Source organism: Gluconobacter albidus (assembly GCF_002005485.1).
Taxonomy (GTDB): domain Bacteria; phylum Pseudomonadota; class Alphaproteobacteria; order Acetobacterales; family Acetobacteraceae; genus Gluconobacter; species Gluconobacter albidus.
Genome location: NZ_CP014689.1, coordinates 302,508 through 319,114, shown reverse-complemented (window position 1 = coordinate 319,114; position 16,607 = coordinate 302,508). Strand labels below are relative to the sequence as shown.

Below are 16,607 nucleotides of genomic sequence, written 5' to 3'. Positions count from 1 at the left end.
TCCGCTCAGCCGCCTTTTTTCGCAGTCAGGGGCTTGGGCGCGACCATCAGTTCACGCCCCTTGAGCATCCCGTCCCAGTACATCAGCGGCATGACGTATTTCTTGAGCCACCAGGCCAGACGCGTCGGCTTTTGGCCATTGAGCAGCCATTTCGGCATCGTGGGTGCAAGTTTGCCCCCATAGCTGAACTCCGCCAGCACGATCCGTCCGTTTTCCACTGTCAGCGGGCAGGCGCCATAGCCCTCATATTCCGAAACGGGCCCCTGATGCTTCAGAAATGCCAGCACATTGGTCGCCACCACGGGCGCCTGTACGCGGACGGCAGCCGCCGTCTTGGCGCAGGACGTGCCGATCACGTCTCCGATGGCAAACACGTCCGGGAAACGCACATGCTGCAACGTCGCCGGGTTGACCTCAACAAACCCGTCCGATCCCGCCAGGGCGCTCTCGCGGATCACCTGCGGCGCGCTCTGCGGTGGCACGACATGCAGCATGTCGAACGTCCGTTCAACCCGCTCCACACCATCCCCGACCTTGCGCTCGAAAACGGCCTTGTGGTTCGGTCCGTCCACTTCCACCAGCTTCGATCCGGTCTGCAGACCGACGTGATAGCGCCTGATGTACTCCATCAGCGGCGGGACGAATTCCTTGACGCCAAACAGCCCCGGCGTTGCGGTGTCGAACTCGACCGAAATGCTGTCCAGAACGCCCCGGCGCTTCCAGGCATCGCAGGACAGATACACAGCTTTCTGCGGCGCACCGGCGCATTTGATCGGCATCGGCGGCTGCGTGAAAATCGCAGTGCCCCCCTTGAGCTGCTGCACAAGCTGCCAGGTGTAGGGCGCCAGATCGAAACGGTAATTCGATGTCACACCATTCCTGCCCAGCGTCTCCACCAGACCCGGAATGGCGTCCCAGTTCAGCGTAATCCCCGTCGCCACGACCAGCGCGTCATAGGACACGACCGTGCCATCCGTCAGCACCACCTCGCGCACATCCGGCCGGAACAGCTTTGCCGCCTGCTTCACCCAGACAACGTCCTTGGGCATGACGTCTGCTTCCTTGCGGCGCGTCTGGGCGGCCTGAAACACGCCGCCGCCCACAAGCGTCCAGCCCGGCTGGTAGAAATGCTCATTGGACGGCTCCACCACACCGATGGACAGGTTCCGGTTCCGCTTGAGCAGGCTTCCCGCAGTGGACAGGCCACCCGCACCACCGCCGATAATCAGCACCTGAAAATGGGCTGCATCCCTGCGCGGGGCGGCTGCGGGAGCGGCAACCTTCTCGATCCGCGTCCGCAGACGGCTGATATCCACCCCGGCCCGCTCCGTTGCCGCGAAAATTTCAGCGGCAGGGCGCTTGCCAGCCTCGGCCAGAGCCCAGATCTGCCCCGCCCGCGTCCCGGAGCGGCAATAGCCTACGACCGGCGCAGGCAGCGTGGCCAGAATCTGGCGCGTTTCGGCAATCTGGGCATCGCTCGGCACCGTACCGGATTTTACGGGAATTGCTGCGAACGCCAGCCCCGCTTCCTTTGCAGCGGCTTCGATCACGGCCATATCCGGCTGATCCGGGGCCTCTCCATCGGGACGGAAACACAGGATCGTATGAAACCCCTCAGCCTTCAGATCGGCAATATCCTGCACGGCAATCTGGGGGGAAATGGCATAGCTGTCGGTCAGATGACGGGTTGGCATGGGAACTCCAGAAACGAAAAACAGGGCACGGCCGTGCCGGACAGACGGATTTCAGACGCGATTGACGGGGATCTTGATGTAGCTCACGCCGTCGGCTTCAGGTTCGGGAAGGTGTCCGCCACGCATGTTGACCTGCACGGACGGCATCAGGAGGCGCGGCATCGCAAGCGTCGCGTCGCGCGCCGTGCGCATCTGCACGAACTCTTCTTCGCTCACCCCGTCATGAACATGAATGTTGTAACCACGCTCGTGCCCGACCGTCGTCAGCCAGACATAGTCGTCCCGTCCCGGCGCCTTGTAGTCATGGCACAGGAACAGCCGCGTCTCGACCGGAAGTGACAGCAGACGGCGGATGGAGCGGAACAGCTGGCGCGGATCACCGCCCGGGAAATCCGCCCGCGCCGTACCGAAATCCGGCATGAAGATCGTATCGCCCACAAAGGCCGCATCACCGATCACGAACGCCATATCCGCCGGCGTGTGACCCGGAACATGCAGTACTGTTACGGGAAGCTCCCCGATCCGGAAGGTCTCGCCATCGCGGAACAGACGGTCAAACTGCGACCCGTCCCGCGCAAACCGCGTTCCCGCATTGAAGATCTTGCCAAACACAGCCTGGACCAGCGTGATATCCGCCCCGATCCCCAGCTTTCCGCCGATTTTTTCCTGCAGCCACGGAGCGGCGGAAAGGTGGTCCGCATGAGCGTGCGTCTCAAGCTGCCAGTCCACAGTCAGGCCTTCGCGCCCGACATAATCGACGATTGCCTGAGCCGAGCCATGCGATGTGCGTCCGGCCGCGGCGTCATAATCAAGCACGCTGTCAATGACGGCGGCGTGCTTCGTGACGGGGCAATGGACCACATGCGTCGCGGTGTTCGTAGCTTCATCGAAAAACGTACAGACGACGGGAACGAGCGTCGCGCCTTGCTCGGTCCGCCGGATCTGGTCGGTCGCGGCCTGAATTGCTGCATCGTGCATGGCGTCCACCTTCTGGCTGCGGAATGTCTTTACGACACTTTCATTAACTGTTAAGTTAATATTGTAAGTGTTGCATGTCAAGCGCCCTGATGCTTTTGGAACCGGACCATGATCGTATCCCCTCCCGCTGAATCGTCTTTTCCGTCCCTTCGCATCGGCGACCGCGCTCCGGATTTCAGCGCCCGGACCACGCATGGCGAGTTCATCATGAGCGCTCTGCGCGGGCACTGGGTTCTGCTCTTTGCCCATCCGGCCGATTTCACACCTGTCTGCACCAGCGAATTCATCGCACTGGCCCGCAGTGCGGAAGAGTTCCAGCAGCGGGACTGCGCGCTCCTCGGCATCTCGGCGGACAGTCTTCCGGCCCATCTGGCCTGGGTGAACGCGATCCGGACCCAGTTCGACGTCCATGTCCCTTTCCCCATCATCGAAGACCCGTCCCTTGCCGTCGCCAAGGCCTACGGCATGCTCGACAGCACGGCTCAGGACAGCGCAACGGTCCGCTCCGTCTTCATGATTGATCCCGCGGGCATCGTCCGGGCGATCCTCAACTACCCTGCCACGGTCGGACGCTCCGTTCCCGAACTCCTGCGTTTGCTCTGCGCACTACAGGAAGTCGACCGCGCGGGCGCTCTCACACCCGAAAGCTGGCAGCCCGGACAGCGTACCATCGCGCCCCCGCTCCAGACGCAGGCCGCCGTGGAAAAAGCCGGGGCCAAATGGTTCTTCCAACCCATGGCACGGGAACGCTCATGACCGTTCTGCTCCCCCTGGAGAAAAGCCGGGAACTGGCGGAATGGCTGCGCATCCTTGCCCAGCCCCAACGCCTCATGATCCTCTCGGCCCTGCTCGACAGCACCCATGCCGTCAGCGAAATCGAGACCATGACCGGCATCGGACAGCCGACACTGAGCCAGCATCTGGGCGCACTCAGACGCGCAGGTCTGATCGAATCCCAGCGCGAATCCCGCGCCATCCATTACTGCTGGGCCGACACCCCGGACGCCCGACGCGCCCGGGCACTCCTGATGAGTCTGCAACCCGGAGCCCTGCCGCCCGAACTCCCCGTCCCGGCCGCCGAAACCGCACCCGGCCCGGCTGCGTCAGCGCGGTTTGCCCGTATTCTTCACTCCTGACAGTCTGGAATCAGGATCTGGTAAGTCTTTATTGAAGAATATTGCACCATGCGGAGTTGCGATAAAGTTTCTTCAGGCTGAAACTGTAAAAAGCCCTATACGCTTACCTGAAGGTAAGGAGAAAACGCATGATCCGTTATTGTATCGCTCTGGCCGGACTGGCATTTGCACTGACACAGGGTGCCTCCGCAGCCACCCGCGAAGAACAGACGAAGGCCTGCAAGGGCGATGCGCTGCGCCTGTGCGCGCTGGCCATTCCCAACGAAGCCAAGATCACCGCCTGCATGCAGAAGAAGATCGACAAACTGTCCCCGAAATGCCGCGCAATGTTCGCACCTCTCCCTCAGACCAAAAAAGCTTCCGCACCCAAGCCGAAACAGGGCTGAAGCAGCCCTGAAAAACAGTTTAACGGATCCGTGATTGCGAAATCGGTCATTTTCGCAATCACTCCCGCGTCCGTGACTGGTTTCTGCCTGACAGACTGGATATGGTACCTCCAGTGATTTTCAACAGAATACTGACATCACACCGCAACCGTCAGGATCGGCCCCGACAGGTCTGGTGTGTTTTGCTGGACAGACCGGAACAATGACCCGACAGTACGACCGCCGCAAAGTAACCCTCAAGGACGTGGCAGCACAGGTCGGGGTCTCCCACACAACGGTTTCCAATGCCTATATCCGCCCTGGCCAGCTCTCGGCCGCCCTGCGCGAGAAGATCCTCGCCGCCGCGCAGGAGCTCGGATATACCGGCCCCGATCCGGCGGCCAAACAGCTTGCAACCGGTCGCGCCGGGGCTCTGGGGTTCCTGTTCAGCGAAGACCTGCCCTACGCCTTCACCGACCCCGCGATCCTGAGCGTCCTCAACGGCGTCGCCCGTTCCTGCGACGATCTGGAAACCGATCTGGCCCTGATTTCCGCGGGCAGCAATCTGCGCAACCGCGCCGCGCCCGTGTCGCTCGGCAACGCGGCCGTGGACGGCTACATCCTCTATTCCGTTGCTCCCGACAGCCGCTGCGTCCTCATGGCCCAGCAGCGCAATGTCCCGCTCGTCGTGGTGGACCAGCCCCGCCTCGATGGCGTGCCGTATGTCGGGATCGACGATCGTGGCTCAGCCTATCGCGCAGCCAAAACCCTTCTTGATCTGGGGCACCGGCATTTCGGCATCCTGTCGCTCAAAACGGCCCATGACGGCTATTTCGGCCCCCTGACCGCCAAACGACGCGCCAATATTGCCCACAGCACCATCGCCATGCGCCTCGAAGGCTATCTTCTGGCCCTGCGGGAAGCCAAAATCGCCCCCGAAGACGTCCCCGCCTGGGAAATCCCGATTAATTCCGAAGACATGGGAGCGGAAGGCGTTCGCCACCTGCTGAACCGCGCCCAGCGCCCGACCGCCATTCTCGCCATGAGCGACCGCGTCGCCATCGGCGCCATGCAGACCATCCGCGCCCTGAGCCTGAACATCCCGCAGGACGTCTCGATCTTCGGGTTCGACGACATCCCCGCCGCCGAAGGTGCCGATCTGAGCACGATCCGCCAGCCTCACGAACGCAAGGGGACGGAAGCCGTGCGCCTGCTGGGTGCGGCCAGCGGCAGCGAGAATGTCATCCTCGATACCGAACTGGTCCTGCGCGGCAGCATCGGCCCCGCCGCAACCTGACGGCGGCTTTCAGCTCCGCAGCGCCGCAGGAAGCTCGCTGAAAGAACCGATCCGCAGATGCGGGTCCAGCGCCGCGCACTGGGCTGCGGATCCATGGCCGTAACTGGCCCAGCATGACGCAATCCCCGCATTGCGGGCGAACTGGAGATCGGCCACGGTATCGCCCACCATCAGGAAAGCCGAGCGCGGCTGTGTCGGGAACAGCGGCACAATCCGCTCGTCCATCACGCGCGGATCAGGCTTGTGCGGAAAATGCGGTTCGGAGGCCACGACGCCTGAGAAGAACGGCGTCAGGCCAAAGCGCGCGATGCTCGCACAGACGGTCGGGGCATGTTTGTTGCTGAGAATGGTAAGGATGGTCCCCTGTTCTTTCAGCGCGGCGAGCGTATCCACCACCCCGTCGAACAGGACCGTCTCCTCTTCGTCCGCAGCAGGGTAGAACGCCCGGTAATGGCGCACGAACGCTGCAGCGTCCTGTGCGTCACTTTCGGGGACGATCGCCTGAAACAGCGTCTGGAGCGTTCCGCCCCGCGTCAGTTCCTGCCTGAGCGCAGCCGGTGCGGGAGCGGGGACGCCCACGGCGTTGAATGCTTCTCTGAGGCTGCGAAGAATGGCCGGCTGCGTTTCCGCCAGCGTGCCGTCATAGTCGAGGAGGAGGATCGGAAAACCTGTCATGCTTTCCTTTTCCCCCGCCATGCGACGGAAATCCATCCCCTGCGGCGCATATCCGCAACGCTTATCGACCGCCTGCTGCAAGAAGCGCCCTGATCCCCGGCAAAATCGCAATCAGCAATCCTCCCGGCGGCTGCGGAGCGCGGGCGGAGGCCAGCATGCTGGCCGAATTTTCAAAAGCCGCTTCCTGATCCTGAAGCAGGCGGGTCGCATCCATCCGCCATGTCGAGCCGCCTCGCCCGTTCAGAACACCCAGCCCGGCCCGGGACAACTGCCCCACGGCATGGGATACGGGGACCACGGTCTCAAGCGCGGGGATATTTTTTGCAACGGCGACAAAGGCCGCGTCATTATCCGCCCAGCGCTGGAGCATCTGGCCCAACGGCGCGGCCAGTCCCGTCTCGCCTTGCGTGTAACGCTCCGCCATCGCGTTGAACTGTATCGCCACGAATGAATCCGGCTCCGCCACAGCCACCGGACCCGAAAGCATGGTGCCACCACTGGTGGTGTCGAGATGGTTGAGCGCGTAATTGCGGACCGGCACCGTTACATCCGTCAGCACGTCCAGAGGCTCTGAATGCCCCGGCGCCATGGCTTCGCGCAGAGCATTGCGATGCTGTGTCGCCTGCAACCCGGTTGCCTCAAGCTCCGCCATCACAGCGGGAAGACGCCGCTCCAGATCAGGAACATCCCGCACATCCTGCGCGGACCAGAACCGCTCGGCCAGCGCCGCCATCCGAGGCCAGAGCCGTGAATCCAGCATCGGTTCGGGCACCATTTCCGCCCAGAGCGTCCCTTCCGCTCCCAACACCAGCTTTTTCTGTGCGTCATCCAGAGGCAGGGCATTTACATCCATCTCAAAAGGCACGGAGAACTCGGGATGCTTGGGCGGGAACTTCGCCAACTGATCCGGCGTAATGCCGTCCGCCCTCGTATCGAACGGATCGACCGCATAATGTGTGGCGGATGGCCGCAGCAGATCGAGATAATATCCCGCGGACACCACCACCGGATGTCCGGCGCGTGTGGCCGATCCCGTCCATTTCGACGCGCGCCAGGGCTCGACGACCACGTTTTTCGGGATCGGGGCCTCGCTGACCTCGTCCCATCCCATCATTACATGCCCCTGCGCCGCGATGATGGCCGCGACCTGCCCCGTAAACGCAGCCTGAAGCGCTTCGGCCGTTTCGTAGCCATGCGCCTTCATATAAGCCGCAATCGCCGGATTTTTCGTCCACTGGGACGACACGACTTCATCGCCGCCCGCATGAATATAGCGGTCCGGGAAAAGGCGGCCCATCTCGCCATAAAGAACCCGTACGAAGCGCAACGTCTGCGGATTGGTCGGGTCGAGGGCAGCATTGTTGAGGTTCAGCCCCTTGGTGCTCATGTCCGGCAAAGGCTGCGCTGCCAGTTCCGGATAGGCGCGGACGATTGCCAGTGCATGACCCGGAACGTCGAATTCCGGCACCACACGAATACCACGGTCGGCCGCATAGGATACGACATCGCGGATCTGGGCCTGCGTATAATACTGATCCGGAGCGGTCATGGCCTGAAGCTGCGGATATGCCCGGCTCTCGACCCGGAAGGCCGTTCCGTCACTCAGATGCCAGTGCAGCACGTTGAGCTTGACCATTTCCATCGCATCGAGCTGACGCTCTACGGTCGCGACCGTATCGAAATGCCGCGACACGTCCAGAAGCAGACCGCGCCACGCAAACCGGGGCGCATCTTCGATATGGATACGCTCGACGACGGCACCTTCCGGCGTGGCGCGGACAAGCTGGAGCAGCGTAGCCAGCCCATGGATCACACCTGCCGGACCATCCGCCTCCAGCCGCGCACCTTTGGCCGCAGTCGTGAGCGCGTAATGCTCCTTTTCATCCACACTCAGATAGGCCCGGTCCTGCCCGGCAGACACGTGCAGCACATACGGTGCGCCCTGTCCCGCAGGCCCGGCGATGGCGGCAAGGCGTGTCGCGAACCGCGCTGCGGCCCGTTGCAGCAGGGGTGAGGGGCGTGTGTCCCACACGATCTGCACCCCGCCACCAATTGGCGCCACACCATTGGGCACCGAAACGCTCTGCGGAACGGGCAGCAGACTCTCTTCCGCTCGCGCTTTACCAACAGAAATTCCGGCCAGAACGCTTCCCGCAAGGAGCAGCCCCACCGCGCCACGAACCCTGCGGTGAATGATCCGGCCGCGTTGTGAAGCTGTCTGCGTCATCTGAAGCTGTCCCTGAGTGTGAATTTCAGTGCGTATCGGGCGCGGGAGGGCGCGCATCGAGCATAAGCTCCGCATCTCCGGCAGACAGCGCAATACCATAGAACTCATGATAGAAAGAACGGATAGACCGGATCATCGCAGGCCGGTCCACCTGTCCGGTCTGAACGATCTGCCGCGACCACAGAACCTGAAGCAGAAGCTCCGGCCCATAACGGTCCCACGGAAACAGCCCGGTCGGATTGCGATAGACACGCCCGGACTGCACGGCTTTGACTTTCGACCAGACCGGGTCCTGCGTCAGTGTCGCCGGATCGCCCGCATTGGCGCCAATAATGACGATATCCGGATTCCACGACAGGATCTGTTCGATCGAAACGGGCTGCTTGTTGCCATGAATGCCCTGTGCCGCATTCTGCCCCCCCGCACTGCGGATCCACTGGTCGATGATACTGGCATCGCCATCCACCCTGAGCGGCCTGAGGGACTCCACATGCAGCACGCGCGGCCCCTGCGGATTGGTCGGAGCCTGCGAGACGGCCTGAAGAAACGCCAGGCGATAGGCCTGCGCCCGCTTTGCCGCCAATGGTGTCTGAAGCAGGGTCGCCGTTCCGTCCACGCAGTCGAGCATCGAATCAAACCGGTCGAACCCTTCAGGCACGACATTGAGCCCGGCGCGTGTCAGGGCATCGGCGGAATGGCCCGAAGCCGTCACGAACACCAGATCGGGATGCAACGCCAGAAGCTCTTCCGCATTCAGATTGCCGGGGTCCAGCATCTCGGTCCTGGACAGCGACGGCACCAGCCTGAACATCCAGGGCAGCATCGCCGGACGGGCCACAGTCCCCACGATCCTGTCCTGCGCCCCCAGCATGACGAGCATCGCATTATGGGCGTACCAACCCTCCACGATCCGGGTGGGAGGTGCCGCGTATGCGACCGTCCCCGACAGCGAAACCGCACCAAGCAACGTCGCCCCCAGAAATGTCAGGGCCGAAAACCGCTTCAGGGTCCGTGACAACGTCAGTCCCAGTGTCATTTCTCGTTCCTTTCCTGATGGAAAAAGCGGTTTCCGGCATGATCCATCTGCATCAGAGGCACCCCGTAAAGCGCCGACATCCGTTGTGCCGTCACGACATCCTGCGGCGGCCCGTCCGCTTCGATCCGGCCATGATCCAGAACCAGAACCCGGCTGGCATGCGCATAGAGTTCTTCCGGCCGGTGGGAGGTGAGCATAACAAGCCGCCCCTCACGCGCAAGCTCCGCCACCAGCGCCATCAGACGCATCTGATACCCGTAATCCAGCCCCGTCATCGGTTCGTCCAGCAGCAGCCCCCGCGCATCCTGCGCAATGGCCCGCGCCAGCACGACCCGCTGACGCTCGCCGCCGGACAGCTCCGTGACGGCACGATCGGCAAAGCGCTCCAGCCCCATCCGCTCCAGCGCCGCCGACACGGCGCGGCGGTCCTGCGTGGACAAACGCCCCGTCAGGCCGGAATGCGGCACCCGTCCAAGCTCCACCATTCGCCGCACCGTATAAGGAAAGGTCGCCGTATGGCTTTGCGGCACGTAAGCCAGATGCCGAGCGATGGCAGAGGCAGGCCACGCCCGCAGAGGCCGCCCCTCAAGAAAAACCTCTCCCGTCGAAGGCGCGAGAAAACCCATCAGAAGCCGCAGCAGCGTACTTTTTCCTGCACCGTTCAGGCCCAGAAGCCCAACCAGTTCGCCTTCCCGTAGCGAAAGGTCGATCCCCTCCAGCACAGATCCGGGCTGCCGCGGCTGGCGAAAACCAAGGTTCCGGCACGACAGCAGCGTCATGCCATTCCGCCCCGCAGGCGCCGCAGCACCAGCACGAAAGCCAGAGCGCCGAACAGTTGCGTGACGATCCCGAGCGGAACCTCGCCCGTCGTCAGACTGCGCGCGCAGGTATCGGCCAGCACCAGCCCCCCGGCCCCCAGCAGCGCCGTCACCGGCATCATGTTCCGGTGCTCCGCCCCGACGAGCAGGCGTGCCACATGGGGCACCAGAAGTCCGATCCAGCCGATAATGCCCGCCATTGAAATCGTCATCGCACAGACCAGCGTTGCCAGAACAATGAGTGCCGGTCGCATGACCCGAACGGAAATTCCGAGACTGCGGGCTTCGTCATCTCCCAGCGACAGCACGTCCAGAACGGGGGCGCACAACACAAGCGACACGGTCAGAACAATAAGCGGACCAGATATCCACGCCAGTTCCCGCCATCCGCTCGGCGCCAGACTGCCCAGCAACCAGTTTACGATAGCCGGAAGCTGATCCATCGGATCGGCCAGATATTTCACCAGAGACAGCAAGGCCGTGAAGATCGCATTCCCGATCAAGCCACCCAGAAGCAGGGCCAGAATGCCGCCCCCCGGCAGGGTCCTGCTGATCAGGAGCCCACAGCCAACCGCCAGCAGCCCTCCCCCGAAGGCGCCCATCTGCACCACGAACGCTGATCCGCCGCTGACGATCGCAAGCGCTGCCCCGAACGCCGCGCCACTCAGAACGCCCAGAAGATCCGGCGAAACCAGTGGGTTACGAAACACCGCCTGATAGGTTGCGCCGCCGCAGGACAACGCACTTCCCACCAGCAGCGCCGCCAGAATACGCGGCAAGCGGGCCTGCATCACCACGGCCTGCGCAAGAGGATCAACTCCGGCGGACAGATGCAGCAAATGCCCGAACACTCCAAACACCCGCAGCGGTGACAGCGGATAGCGCCCCAGACAGAGCGCGCACACCACACTCAGAACAACACCGGTCAGGGCCAGGGAACGGATCAGGGCAGGACGAACGGAAATGGCAGGTCCTCTCGGCAGAACGACAGACGAAACCCGCCGCAGGAAAATCATAAGCCAAGCCTCTCCGCGCCACCAGAACCGGTTGCACGGCAAAGTCAGGGCATGATCCGAGACTGTAAGGCGCGACTAGAATGGATCAAAAGCATCAGTATTTTTGGCACCGGGTGCCACAATACTTACTACAAAACATACTTGCGCTCAAAGGCCATGTAACAGGATTTTAAACAAATCCCTCAGTATCGCCCCTCTGCGTCTGCAGGATCCTTAACCGGGAATACTGCAATCAGGACTGAAACAGTCCCGGATTTACGCTGAAACATCCGGAAATCTGTGTTATTTTCATGACTCTGATTGCATTTATTTTAGGAAACGCACGGTTTTGAGATAGCGCAATCTTTCCTTTCGTGGTCCGGTGCCTTAGGTTGCACGCAACAGCCGCCTTTTGTGGCAAATGATTTCAATCCTTCCGGGACAGTCCAACCATGCTCAAACGGATAGCTGCCGCTGTCATTGGCCTTGGTGCCGTGGGAGGCATCGGCTTTCTTGCCTATGCCTGGTACCCCGCCATCGCCCCGATCCCCAAGCCAGCCGCATCGTCGTTCTCCGCTGACGCCATCAGCCGTGGCGCCATCGTCGCGAATGGCGGCTACTGTGCGGAATGTCATACCCGCGTGGATGGCACCCCCGGCCCCGAACTGGCTGGCGACTTCAAGATGGCCACGCCGTTCGGCGATATCTTCTCGTCCAACATCACTCCTGACGAGCAATGGGGAATCGGCAACTGGTCTCTGGCCGCCTTCAAACGCGCGATGAACAAGGGCATCGCCCGCGATGGCTCGCAGCTCTATCCGGCTTTCCCGTTCGACCACTTCACCAAGGTCAACGATCAGGACGTCTCGGACCTCTACGCCTATCTGATGACGCGTCCGGCCATTCATCTCAAGCCGCGCGACAACACCGTTCCCTTCCCGATCAACATCCGCCTGATCGGACAGGGCTTCTGGAAACTGCTGTTCTTCACGCCGGGCCGCTATCAGAACGACCCCAAGCATGACGCACAGTGGAACCGCGGCGCCTACCTCGCCGAAGGCAACGAACACTGCGGCGCCTGCCATACACCGCGGAATCTGCTCGGCGCCGAAAAGATGAGCAAGGTCTATGACGGTGCGGTCATCGACGGCTGGATCGCTCCGCCGCTGAACGACCACAACCCGACGCCGGTCGTCTGGACCGAAGACGAGCTGTTCCAGTATCTGCGCTTTGGCGTGGCTCCGCTGCACGGTTCGGCCGCAGGCCCGATGTCCCCCGTGCCGCATCGCTTCCTGTCGAAAATCCCCGAGGAAGACGTGCGCGCCATCGCTCATTATTATGCGGATATAGACAAGGCGGCGCAGCGCAGCAGCGGCGATCAGGCCGCGATTGCCCGTGCCATGCACATGTCCGGTCTCAACCTGACCGGCCCGCAGACGCAGGACGCCGATGCCCGCCTGTATCAGGCCGCCTGTGGCGCCTGCCATTACAATTCCGGCCCGAACCCCGTGCTCGGCCGCCCGGAACTCGCCCTGAACAACGCGCTGTGGCTGGATGAGCCGAACAACCTCTATCAGGTCATGCTGCATGGCATTACCGCAGAGGAAGGTCAGGATCACATCTCGATGCCGAGCTTCTATTCCGGCCTGTCCGACCATGACATGGCCCGCATCGCCGCGTATCTGCGTCGCACACGCACCACGCTTCCCCCCTGGACGGATCTGGAAAAGAAGGCCGCAAGCGCGCGCGCCACGCTCGAAGCTCCGCCCATCACCGCTTCGCACTGATCCGGGCAGGACTGGGAATACAGGACATGACCACGAAATTTGAACTCAACGGACAGCCCGTTACGGTCGACGCCCCGGCAGACACCCCCCTGCTCTGGGTCATCCGTGACGACCTGAACATGACCGGCACCAAGTTCGGCTGCGGTATCGGCGAATGCGGTGCCTGCACCGTCCATGTCGGCGGACGCGCCACGCGCTCCTGCATCACGCCGCTTTCGGCCGTGGAAGGCGCGTCGATCACCACGATCGAAGGGCTGGATCCGGAAGGAAACCACGTCGTTCAGGTCGCCTGGCGGGACCAGCAGGTGCCGCAGTGCGGCTACTGTCAGTCCGGTCAGATCATGCAGGCCGCAAGCCTCCTGAAGGACTATCCCAACCCGACGGACGACCAGATCGACGGCGTGATGGGCGGCAGCCTCTGTCGCTGCATGACCTATATCCGCATCCGCAAGGCCATCAAGGAAGCTGCCTCAAAGCAGCAGGAAGGTGCCAACAATGGCTAAAATCGAACAGATTGCGAAAAAGAGCGACGCCGCGCGCCTCTCCCGCCGCAACTTCCTGATGACGGCGGCTGGCGGCGGACTGATGTTCGGTTTCGCCCGCAAGGCCGGTGCCGCCGTAACGCTGCCCTCCCCGATGCCGCCGGAAGCCGCGTTCGAGCCGAACATCTGGTGCGCCATCGCGCCTGACGGGGCAATCAACGTCAACATCGTCCGCGCCGAAATGGGCCAGCATGTCGGCACAGCCCTTGCCCGCATCATCGCGGACGAGATGGACGCGAGCTGGGACAAGATCAAGATCACCGAGGTCGACACCGCGCCAAAATGGGCCGGGAAATACGTCACCGGTGGTTCCTGGTCGGTCTGGGACACCTGGGACACCTTCCGTCAGGCAGGTGCCGCGGCCCGCATGGTCATGCTTGAGGAAGGCGCAAAGCTCCTCGGCACCACGCCGGAACGCTGCACCGTCAGTGAAAGCGTCGTCTCCGCTGGCGGCAAAAGCGTGTCCTTCGGCGACATCGTGGCCCGCGCCAAGCCGACCCGGACCTTTACGCCCGAAGACATGGCGAAGCTGCCGCTCAAGCCTGTCACGAACCGCCGCCTCATCAGCAAGCCGGTCCCGGCGCTCGACATCCCGGACAAGACGACCGGCAAGGCCATTTACGGCATCGACGTCAAACTGGACGGCATGGTGTATGGCCGACCGAAAATGCCGCCAACACGCTATGCCTCGAAGGTCGTCTCCGTGGACGACAGCGCCGCGAAGAAAATCCCCGGCTATGAGCGCTACGTGGTTCTGGATGACCCTTCCGGAATCGTTCCAGGCTGGGTCGTGGCGCTGGCCAAGACCTACCCCGCTGCGATCCGCGCTGCCGATGCCCTCAAGGTACAGTGGAATCCCGGTCCGACGATCCACGTCTCCGAAGCGGACATCATCGAACACGGCCGCAAGCTGACCCTCGATCCGAAGAACGGCGCACGCGTCTTCAACGACAAGGGCGTGGACGAAGCACTCGCGATCCATCCCAATCAGGTCTTCGAACGCAGCTATACCTGCGCGTCCGTCGCACATTACCAGCTTGAGCCGGTCAATGCCGTAGCGCGTCATATCGACGGCATGTGGGAAATCCATACCGGCAACCAGTGGCAGTCCCTCATTCTGCCGCAGCTCGCCAAGTCGCTTCAGGTTCCCGAAGAGCAGGTCGTGATGCGCACCTATATGCTCGGCGGTGGCTTCGGACGGCGTCTGAACGGCGATTACTGCATTCCGGCTGCCCTGGCCTCCAAAGCCATCGGTGGCGCTCCGGTCAAGCTGATCCTGACGCGCTCCGACGACATGGAACTGGACTCCATCCGTTCGCCGTCCTTTCAGAACATCAAGGTCGCGCTCGACAACGATCGCAAGAAGATCACCGCGATGGACTATGTCGCGGTCGCGGGCTGGCCGACACAGGTGATGGCGCCAGCATTCCTCGCGACGGCTGAAGACGGAAAGAAATATGATCCGTTTGCCATCGCAGGCGCGGATCACTGGTACGAAACAGGGCCGACGCGCGTCCGCGCCGTCAGCAACGACCTCGCCAACGCCACGTTCCGCCCCGGCTGGCTGCGTTCGGTCAGTGCGGGCTGGACTCCCTGGGCGCTGGAATGCTTCCTCGACGAGGTTGCTCATTCCACGAAACAGGACCCGCTGGAGTTCCGCCTGTCCATGTTCACGGCGCAGGGCCGCAACGCGGGTCAGGCTCCGAACTCCGTCGGCGGGGCCAAGCGTCAGGCCGCCGTTCTCCAGCGTCTGGCTGACAAGATCGGTTACGGCAAGGAACAGTTTCCTGCCGATACGGCCATCGGCATCGCCACCAGCTTTGGTCAGGAGCGCGGCATGCCGACCTGGACGGCCGGTGCGGCGCAGGTCCACGTCGATCGCAAGACGGGTGTTGTCACCTGCCAGAAGCTCTGGCTCGTGCTTGATGCCGGCACCATCGTCGATCCGGGCGGCGCACTCGCCCAGACCGAAGGCGCGGCGCTGTGGGGTCTCAGCATGGCCATGTTCGAGGGTACCGAAATCGTCGACGGCACGATCAAGGACCGCAACCTCAACACCTATACTCCGCTGCGTCTCCCAGACGTTCCGGATATCGACATCGAGTTCATCCAGAACACCGAAAAGCCCACGGGCCTCGGCGAGCCGGGTGTGACCGTTGTTGCGCCTGCCATCGCCAATGCGATCTTCAATGCGGTTGGCGTTCGCCTGCGGCATATGCCGATGCGCCCGGCCGACGTGCGTCGCGAACTGCAACAGCACGCGCGCTGAGCTGTTGGCAAATCATGAAAGGGCCGCAGTTCCAGCCGGGACTGCGGCCTTTTTCATACCCGACGACAGGCCTGCTCCCGTCCTGCGGAAAGGATGGGTCTTGCCAAGCCCCCCGGAAGTCGTGACAGACTGTACCGCTCGGGACCCGGCAGGACCCGGCACCACGATGCGCGGCCCGGAATAAGGACGAACTGTGAGCTGGTTTTACGAAGACCATGGCACCCGCAAGGGACCGGTGTCCGCAGACGGCATGAAAGCCCTCGTCACCGAAGGCATCATCGGGCATGCCACCCTGTGCTGGACCGAAGAATTTGGCGGCGAATGGCATCCTGCCGGAAGCTGCGTTTTCTGGCCGCCCCAACCCGAAGGCGTTCCTCCTGCCCTCCCTGCCAGCCTGATTTCAAACCGCTGGCTCTGGCTCAGTCTGGTCGGTCCGTTTTTCGGCAGCATGGCGGTCAGCGTTCTTCAGGGCTTCGGACTCATCCCCGATTTCGCAAGCAATTTTGCGTCCATGATCGTGAGCATCAGCATTTTCTACGTGGCTCTCGTTATGGACCGCCGCAGCCTGCTCGCTGGGGGTTTTCGCCCCGGCACAATCCTGTGGATCCTGCTGCCACCGCTTTATGTCTGGCGCCGCATCCAGATCGTCGGACACGGCATGCTGCTCTTTTTCCTGTCGATTTTGGTATTTCTGTGTGAATTCGTTCCCGCGCTCACCACGGGCTGGCACGTCTTCCCGGATGTTGGCCTGTCGGACTATGTTTCCCGCCGTTACTATGAACTGTAAG

15 protein-coding genes are annotated in these 16,607 nt (G+C 62.5%); 8 read left to right on the top strand and 7 right to left on the bottom strand.

Translation table 11 applies throughout. The features are described from left to right. Positions 1–5 precede the first annotated feature (5 nt). Together A0U94_RS01325 and A0U94_RS01320 are read right to left on the bottom strand one after the other, a co-directional pair. Positions 6–1,694: a bifunctional protein tyrosine phosphatase family protein/NAD(P)/FAD-dependent oxidoreductase gene (locus tag A0U94_RS01325; RefSeq protein ID WP_077802209.1), complete on the bottom strand. Its 1,689-nt coding sequence runs from the start codon at positions 1,692–1,694 to the stop codon at positions 6–8. A gap of 51 nt (positions 1,695–1,745) precedes the next feature. Continuing rightward, complete coding sequence (locus tag A0U94_RS01320) at positions 1,746–2,672, bottom strand: MBL fold metallo-hydrolase (RefSeq protein WP_077802208.1); 927 nt, start codon at positions 2,670–2,672, stop codon at positions 1,746–1,748. Between the two features lie 108 nt (positions 2,673–2,780). Between A0U94_RS01320 and A0U94_RS01315 the strand changes: the two genes are divergently transcribed. From A0U94_RS01315 to A0U94_RS01300, 4 genes are all read left to right on the top strand, one after another. Beyond that, complete coding sequence (locus tag A0U94_RS01315; RefSeq protein WP_062031743.1) at positions 2,781–3,428, top strand: peroxiredoxin; 648 nt, start codon at positions 2,781–2,783, stop codon at positions 3,426–3,428. After that, the gene (locus A0U94_RS01310) at positions 3,425–3,808 is read left to right on the top strand and encodes an ArsR/SmtB family transcription factor (protein WP_077802207.1); all 384 of its coding nucleotides are present in this window, start codon (positions 3,425–3,427) and stop codon (positions 3,806–3,808) included. The genes A0U94_RS01315 and A0U94_RS01310 overlap by 4 nt, the downstream gene beginning before the upstream one ends. A 128-nt stretch (positions 3,809–3,936) precedes the next feature. Next, positions 3,937–4,194, top strand: coding sequence for a hypothetical protein (locus A0U94_RS01305; protein WP_077802206.1), 258 nt, complete (start codon positions 3,937–3,939; stop codon positions 4,192–4,194). Positions 4,195–4,396: 202 nt separating this feature from the next. After that, complete coding sequence (locus A0U94_RS01300; RefSeq protein WP_077802205.1) at positions 4,397–5,470, top strand: LacI family DNA-binding transcriptional regulator; 1,074 nt, start codon at positions 4,397–4,399, stop codon at positions 5,468–5,470. A 9-nt stretch (positions 5,471–5,479) separates the two neighbouring features. On the opposite strand, the gene A0U94_RS01295 is transcribed toward A0U94_RS01300, so the two are convergent. From A0U94_RS01295 to A0U94_RS01275, 5 genes are all read right to left on the bottom strand, one after another. Continuing rightward, on the bottom strand, positions 5,480–6,145 hold the full coding sequence (locus A0U94_RS01295) for an HAD family hydrolase (protein WP_077803775.1): 666 nt from the start codon (positions 6,143–6,145) through the stop codon (positions 5,480–5,482). Between the two features lie 61 nt (positions 6,146–6,206). Beyond that, complete coding sequence (locus tag A0U94_RS01290; protein WP_077803774.1) at positions 6,207–8,372, bottom strand: family 20 glycosylhydrolase; 2,166 nt, start codon at positions 8,370–8,372, stop codon at positions 6,207–6,209. 25 nt (positions 8,373–8,397) lie between these two features. Continuing rightward, entirely contained in the window at positions 8,398–9,408 is a 1,011-nt protein-coding gene (locus A0U94_RS01285; protein WP_077802204.1) for an ABC transporter substrate-binding protein, read from the bottom strand. After that, positions 9,405–10,187: an ABC transporter ATP-binding protein gene (locus tag A0U94_RS01280; protein WP_077802203.1), complete on the bottom strand. Its 783-nt coding sequence runs from the start codon at positions 10,185–10,187 to the stop codon at positions 9,405–9,407. Before A0U94_RS01280 ends, A0U94_RS01285 begins: the two co-directional genes overlap by 4 nt. Continuing rightward, on the bottom strand, positions 10,184–11,242 hold the full coding sequence (locus A0U94_RS01275; RefSeq protein ID WP_077802202.1) for a FecCD family ABC transporter permease: 1,059 nt from the start codon (positions 11,240–11,242) through the stop codon (positions 10,184–10,186). Before A0U94_RS01275 ends, A0U94_RS01280 begins: the two co-directional genes overlap by 4 nt. Positions 11,243–11,673: 431 nt before the next feature. On the opposite strand from A0U94_RS01275, the gene A0U94_RS01270 reads away from it, so the two are divergent. The 4 genes from A0U94_RS01270 to A0U94_RS01255 all read left to right on the top strand — a co-directional run bounded on the left by A0U94_RS01270 (position 11,674) and on the right by A0U94_RS01255 (position 16,606). Next, on the top strand, positions 11,674–13,008 hold the full coding sequence (locus tag A0U94_RS01270) for a cytochrome c (protein WP_077802201.1): 1,335 nt from the start codon (positions 11,674–11,676) through the stop codon (positions 13,006–13,008). A 26-nt stretch (positions 13,009–13,034) separates the two neighbouring features. Next, the gene (locus A0U94_RS01265) at positions 13,035–13,511 is read left to right on the top strand and encodes a (2Fe-2S)-binding protein (protein ID WP_062031771.1); all 477 of its coding nucleotides are present in this window, start codon (positions 13,035–13,037) and stop codon (positions 13,509–13,511) included. Continuing rightward, a complete protein-coding gene (locus A0U94_RS01260; RefSeq protein WP_077802200.1) occupies positions 13,504–15,819 on the top strand; it encodes a xanthine dehydrogenase family protein molybdopterin-binding subunit in 2,316 nt (771 codons plus the stop codon). Before A0U94_RS01265 ends, A0U94_RS01260 begins: the two co-directional genes overlap by 8 nt. A gap of 193 nt (positions 15,820–16,012) precedes the next feature. Next, on the top strand, positions 16,013–16,606 hold the full coding sequence (locus A0U94_RS01255; protein WP_062109223.1) for a DUF4339 domain-containing protein: 594 nt from the start codon (positions 16,013–16,015) through the stop codon (positions 16,604–16,606). The last annotated feature ends 1 nt before the right edge of the window (position 16,607 follow it).

Bases quoted from the DNA above. Each gene is read 5' to 3' on its own strand.
- A0U94_RS01325 (WP_077802209.1), bottom strand. From the start codon at position 1,694: ATGCCAACCCGTCATCTGACCGACAGCTATGCCATTTCCCCCCAGATT.
- A0U94_RS01320 (WP_077802208.1), bottom strand. From the start codon at position 2,672: ATGCACGATGCAGCAATTCAGGCCGCGACCGACCAGATCCGGCGGACC.
- A0U94_RS01315 (WP_062031743.1), top strand. From the start codon at position 2,781: ATGATCGTATCCCCTCCCGCTGAATCGTCTTTTCCGTCCCTTCGCATC.
- A0U94_RS01310 (WP_077802207.1), top strand. From the start codon at position 3,425: ATGACCGTTCTGCTCCCCCTGGAGAAAAGCCGGGAACTGGCGGAATGG.
- A0U94_RS01305 (WP_077802206.1), top strand. From the start codon at position 3,937: ATGATCCGTTATTGTATCGCTCTGGCCGGACTGGCATTTGCACTGACA.
- A0U94_RS01300 (WP_077802205.1), top strand. From the start codon at position 4,397: ATGACCCGACAGTACGACCGCCGCAAAGTAACCCTCAAGGACGTGGCA.
- A0U94_RS01295 (WP_077803775.1), bottom strand. From the start codon at position 6,145: ATGACAGGTTTTCCGATCCTCCTCCTCGACTATGACGGCACGCTGGCG.
- A0U94_RS01290 (WP_077803774.1), bottom strand. From the start codon at position 8,372: ATGACGCAGACAGCTTCACAACGCGGCCGGATCATTCACCGCAGGGTT.
- A0U94_RS01285 (WP_077802204.1), bottom strand. From the start codon at position 9,408: ATGACACTGGGACTGACGTTGTCACGGACCCTGAAGCGGTTTTCGGCC.
- A0U94_RS01280 (WP_077802203.1), bottom strand. From the start codon at position 10,187: ATGACGCTGCTGTCGTGCCGGAACCTTGGTTTTCGCCAGCCGCGGCAG.
- A0U94_RS01275 (WP_077802202.1), bottom strand. From the start codon at position 11,242: ATGATTTTCCTGCGGCGGGTTTCGTCTGTCGTTCTGCCGAGAGGACCT.
- A0U94_RS01270 (WP_077802201.1), top strand. From the start codon at position 11,674: ATGCTCAAACGGATAGCTGCCGCTGTCATTGGCCTTGGTGCCGTGGGA.
- A0U94_RS01265 (WP_062031771.1), top strand. From the start codon at position 13,035: ATGACCACGAAATTTGAACTCAACGGACAGCCCGTTACGGTCGACGCC.
- A0U94_RS01260 (WP_077802200.1), top strand. From the start codon at position 13,504: ATGGCTAAAATCGAACAGATTGCGAAAAAGAGCGACGCCGCGCGCCTC.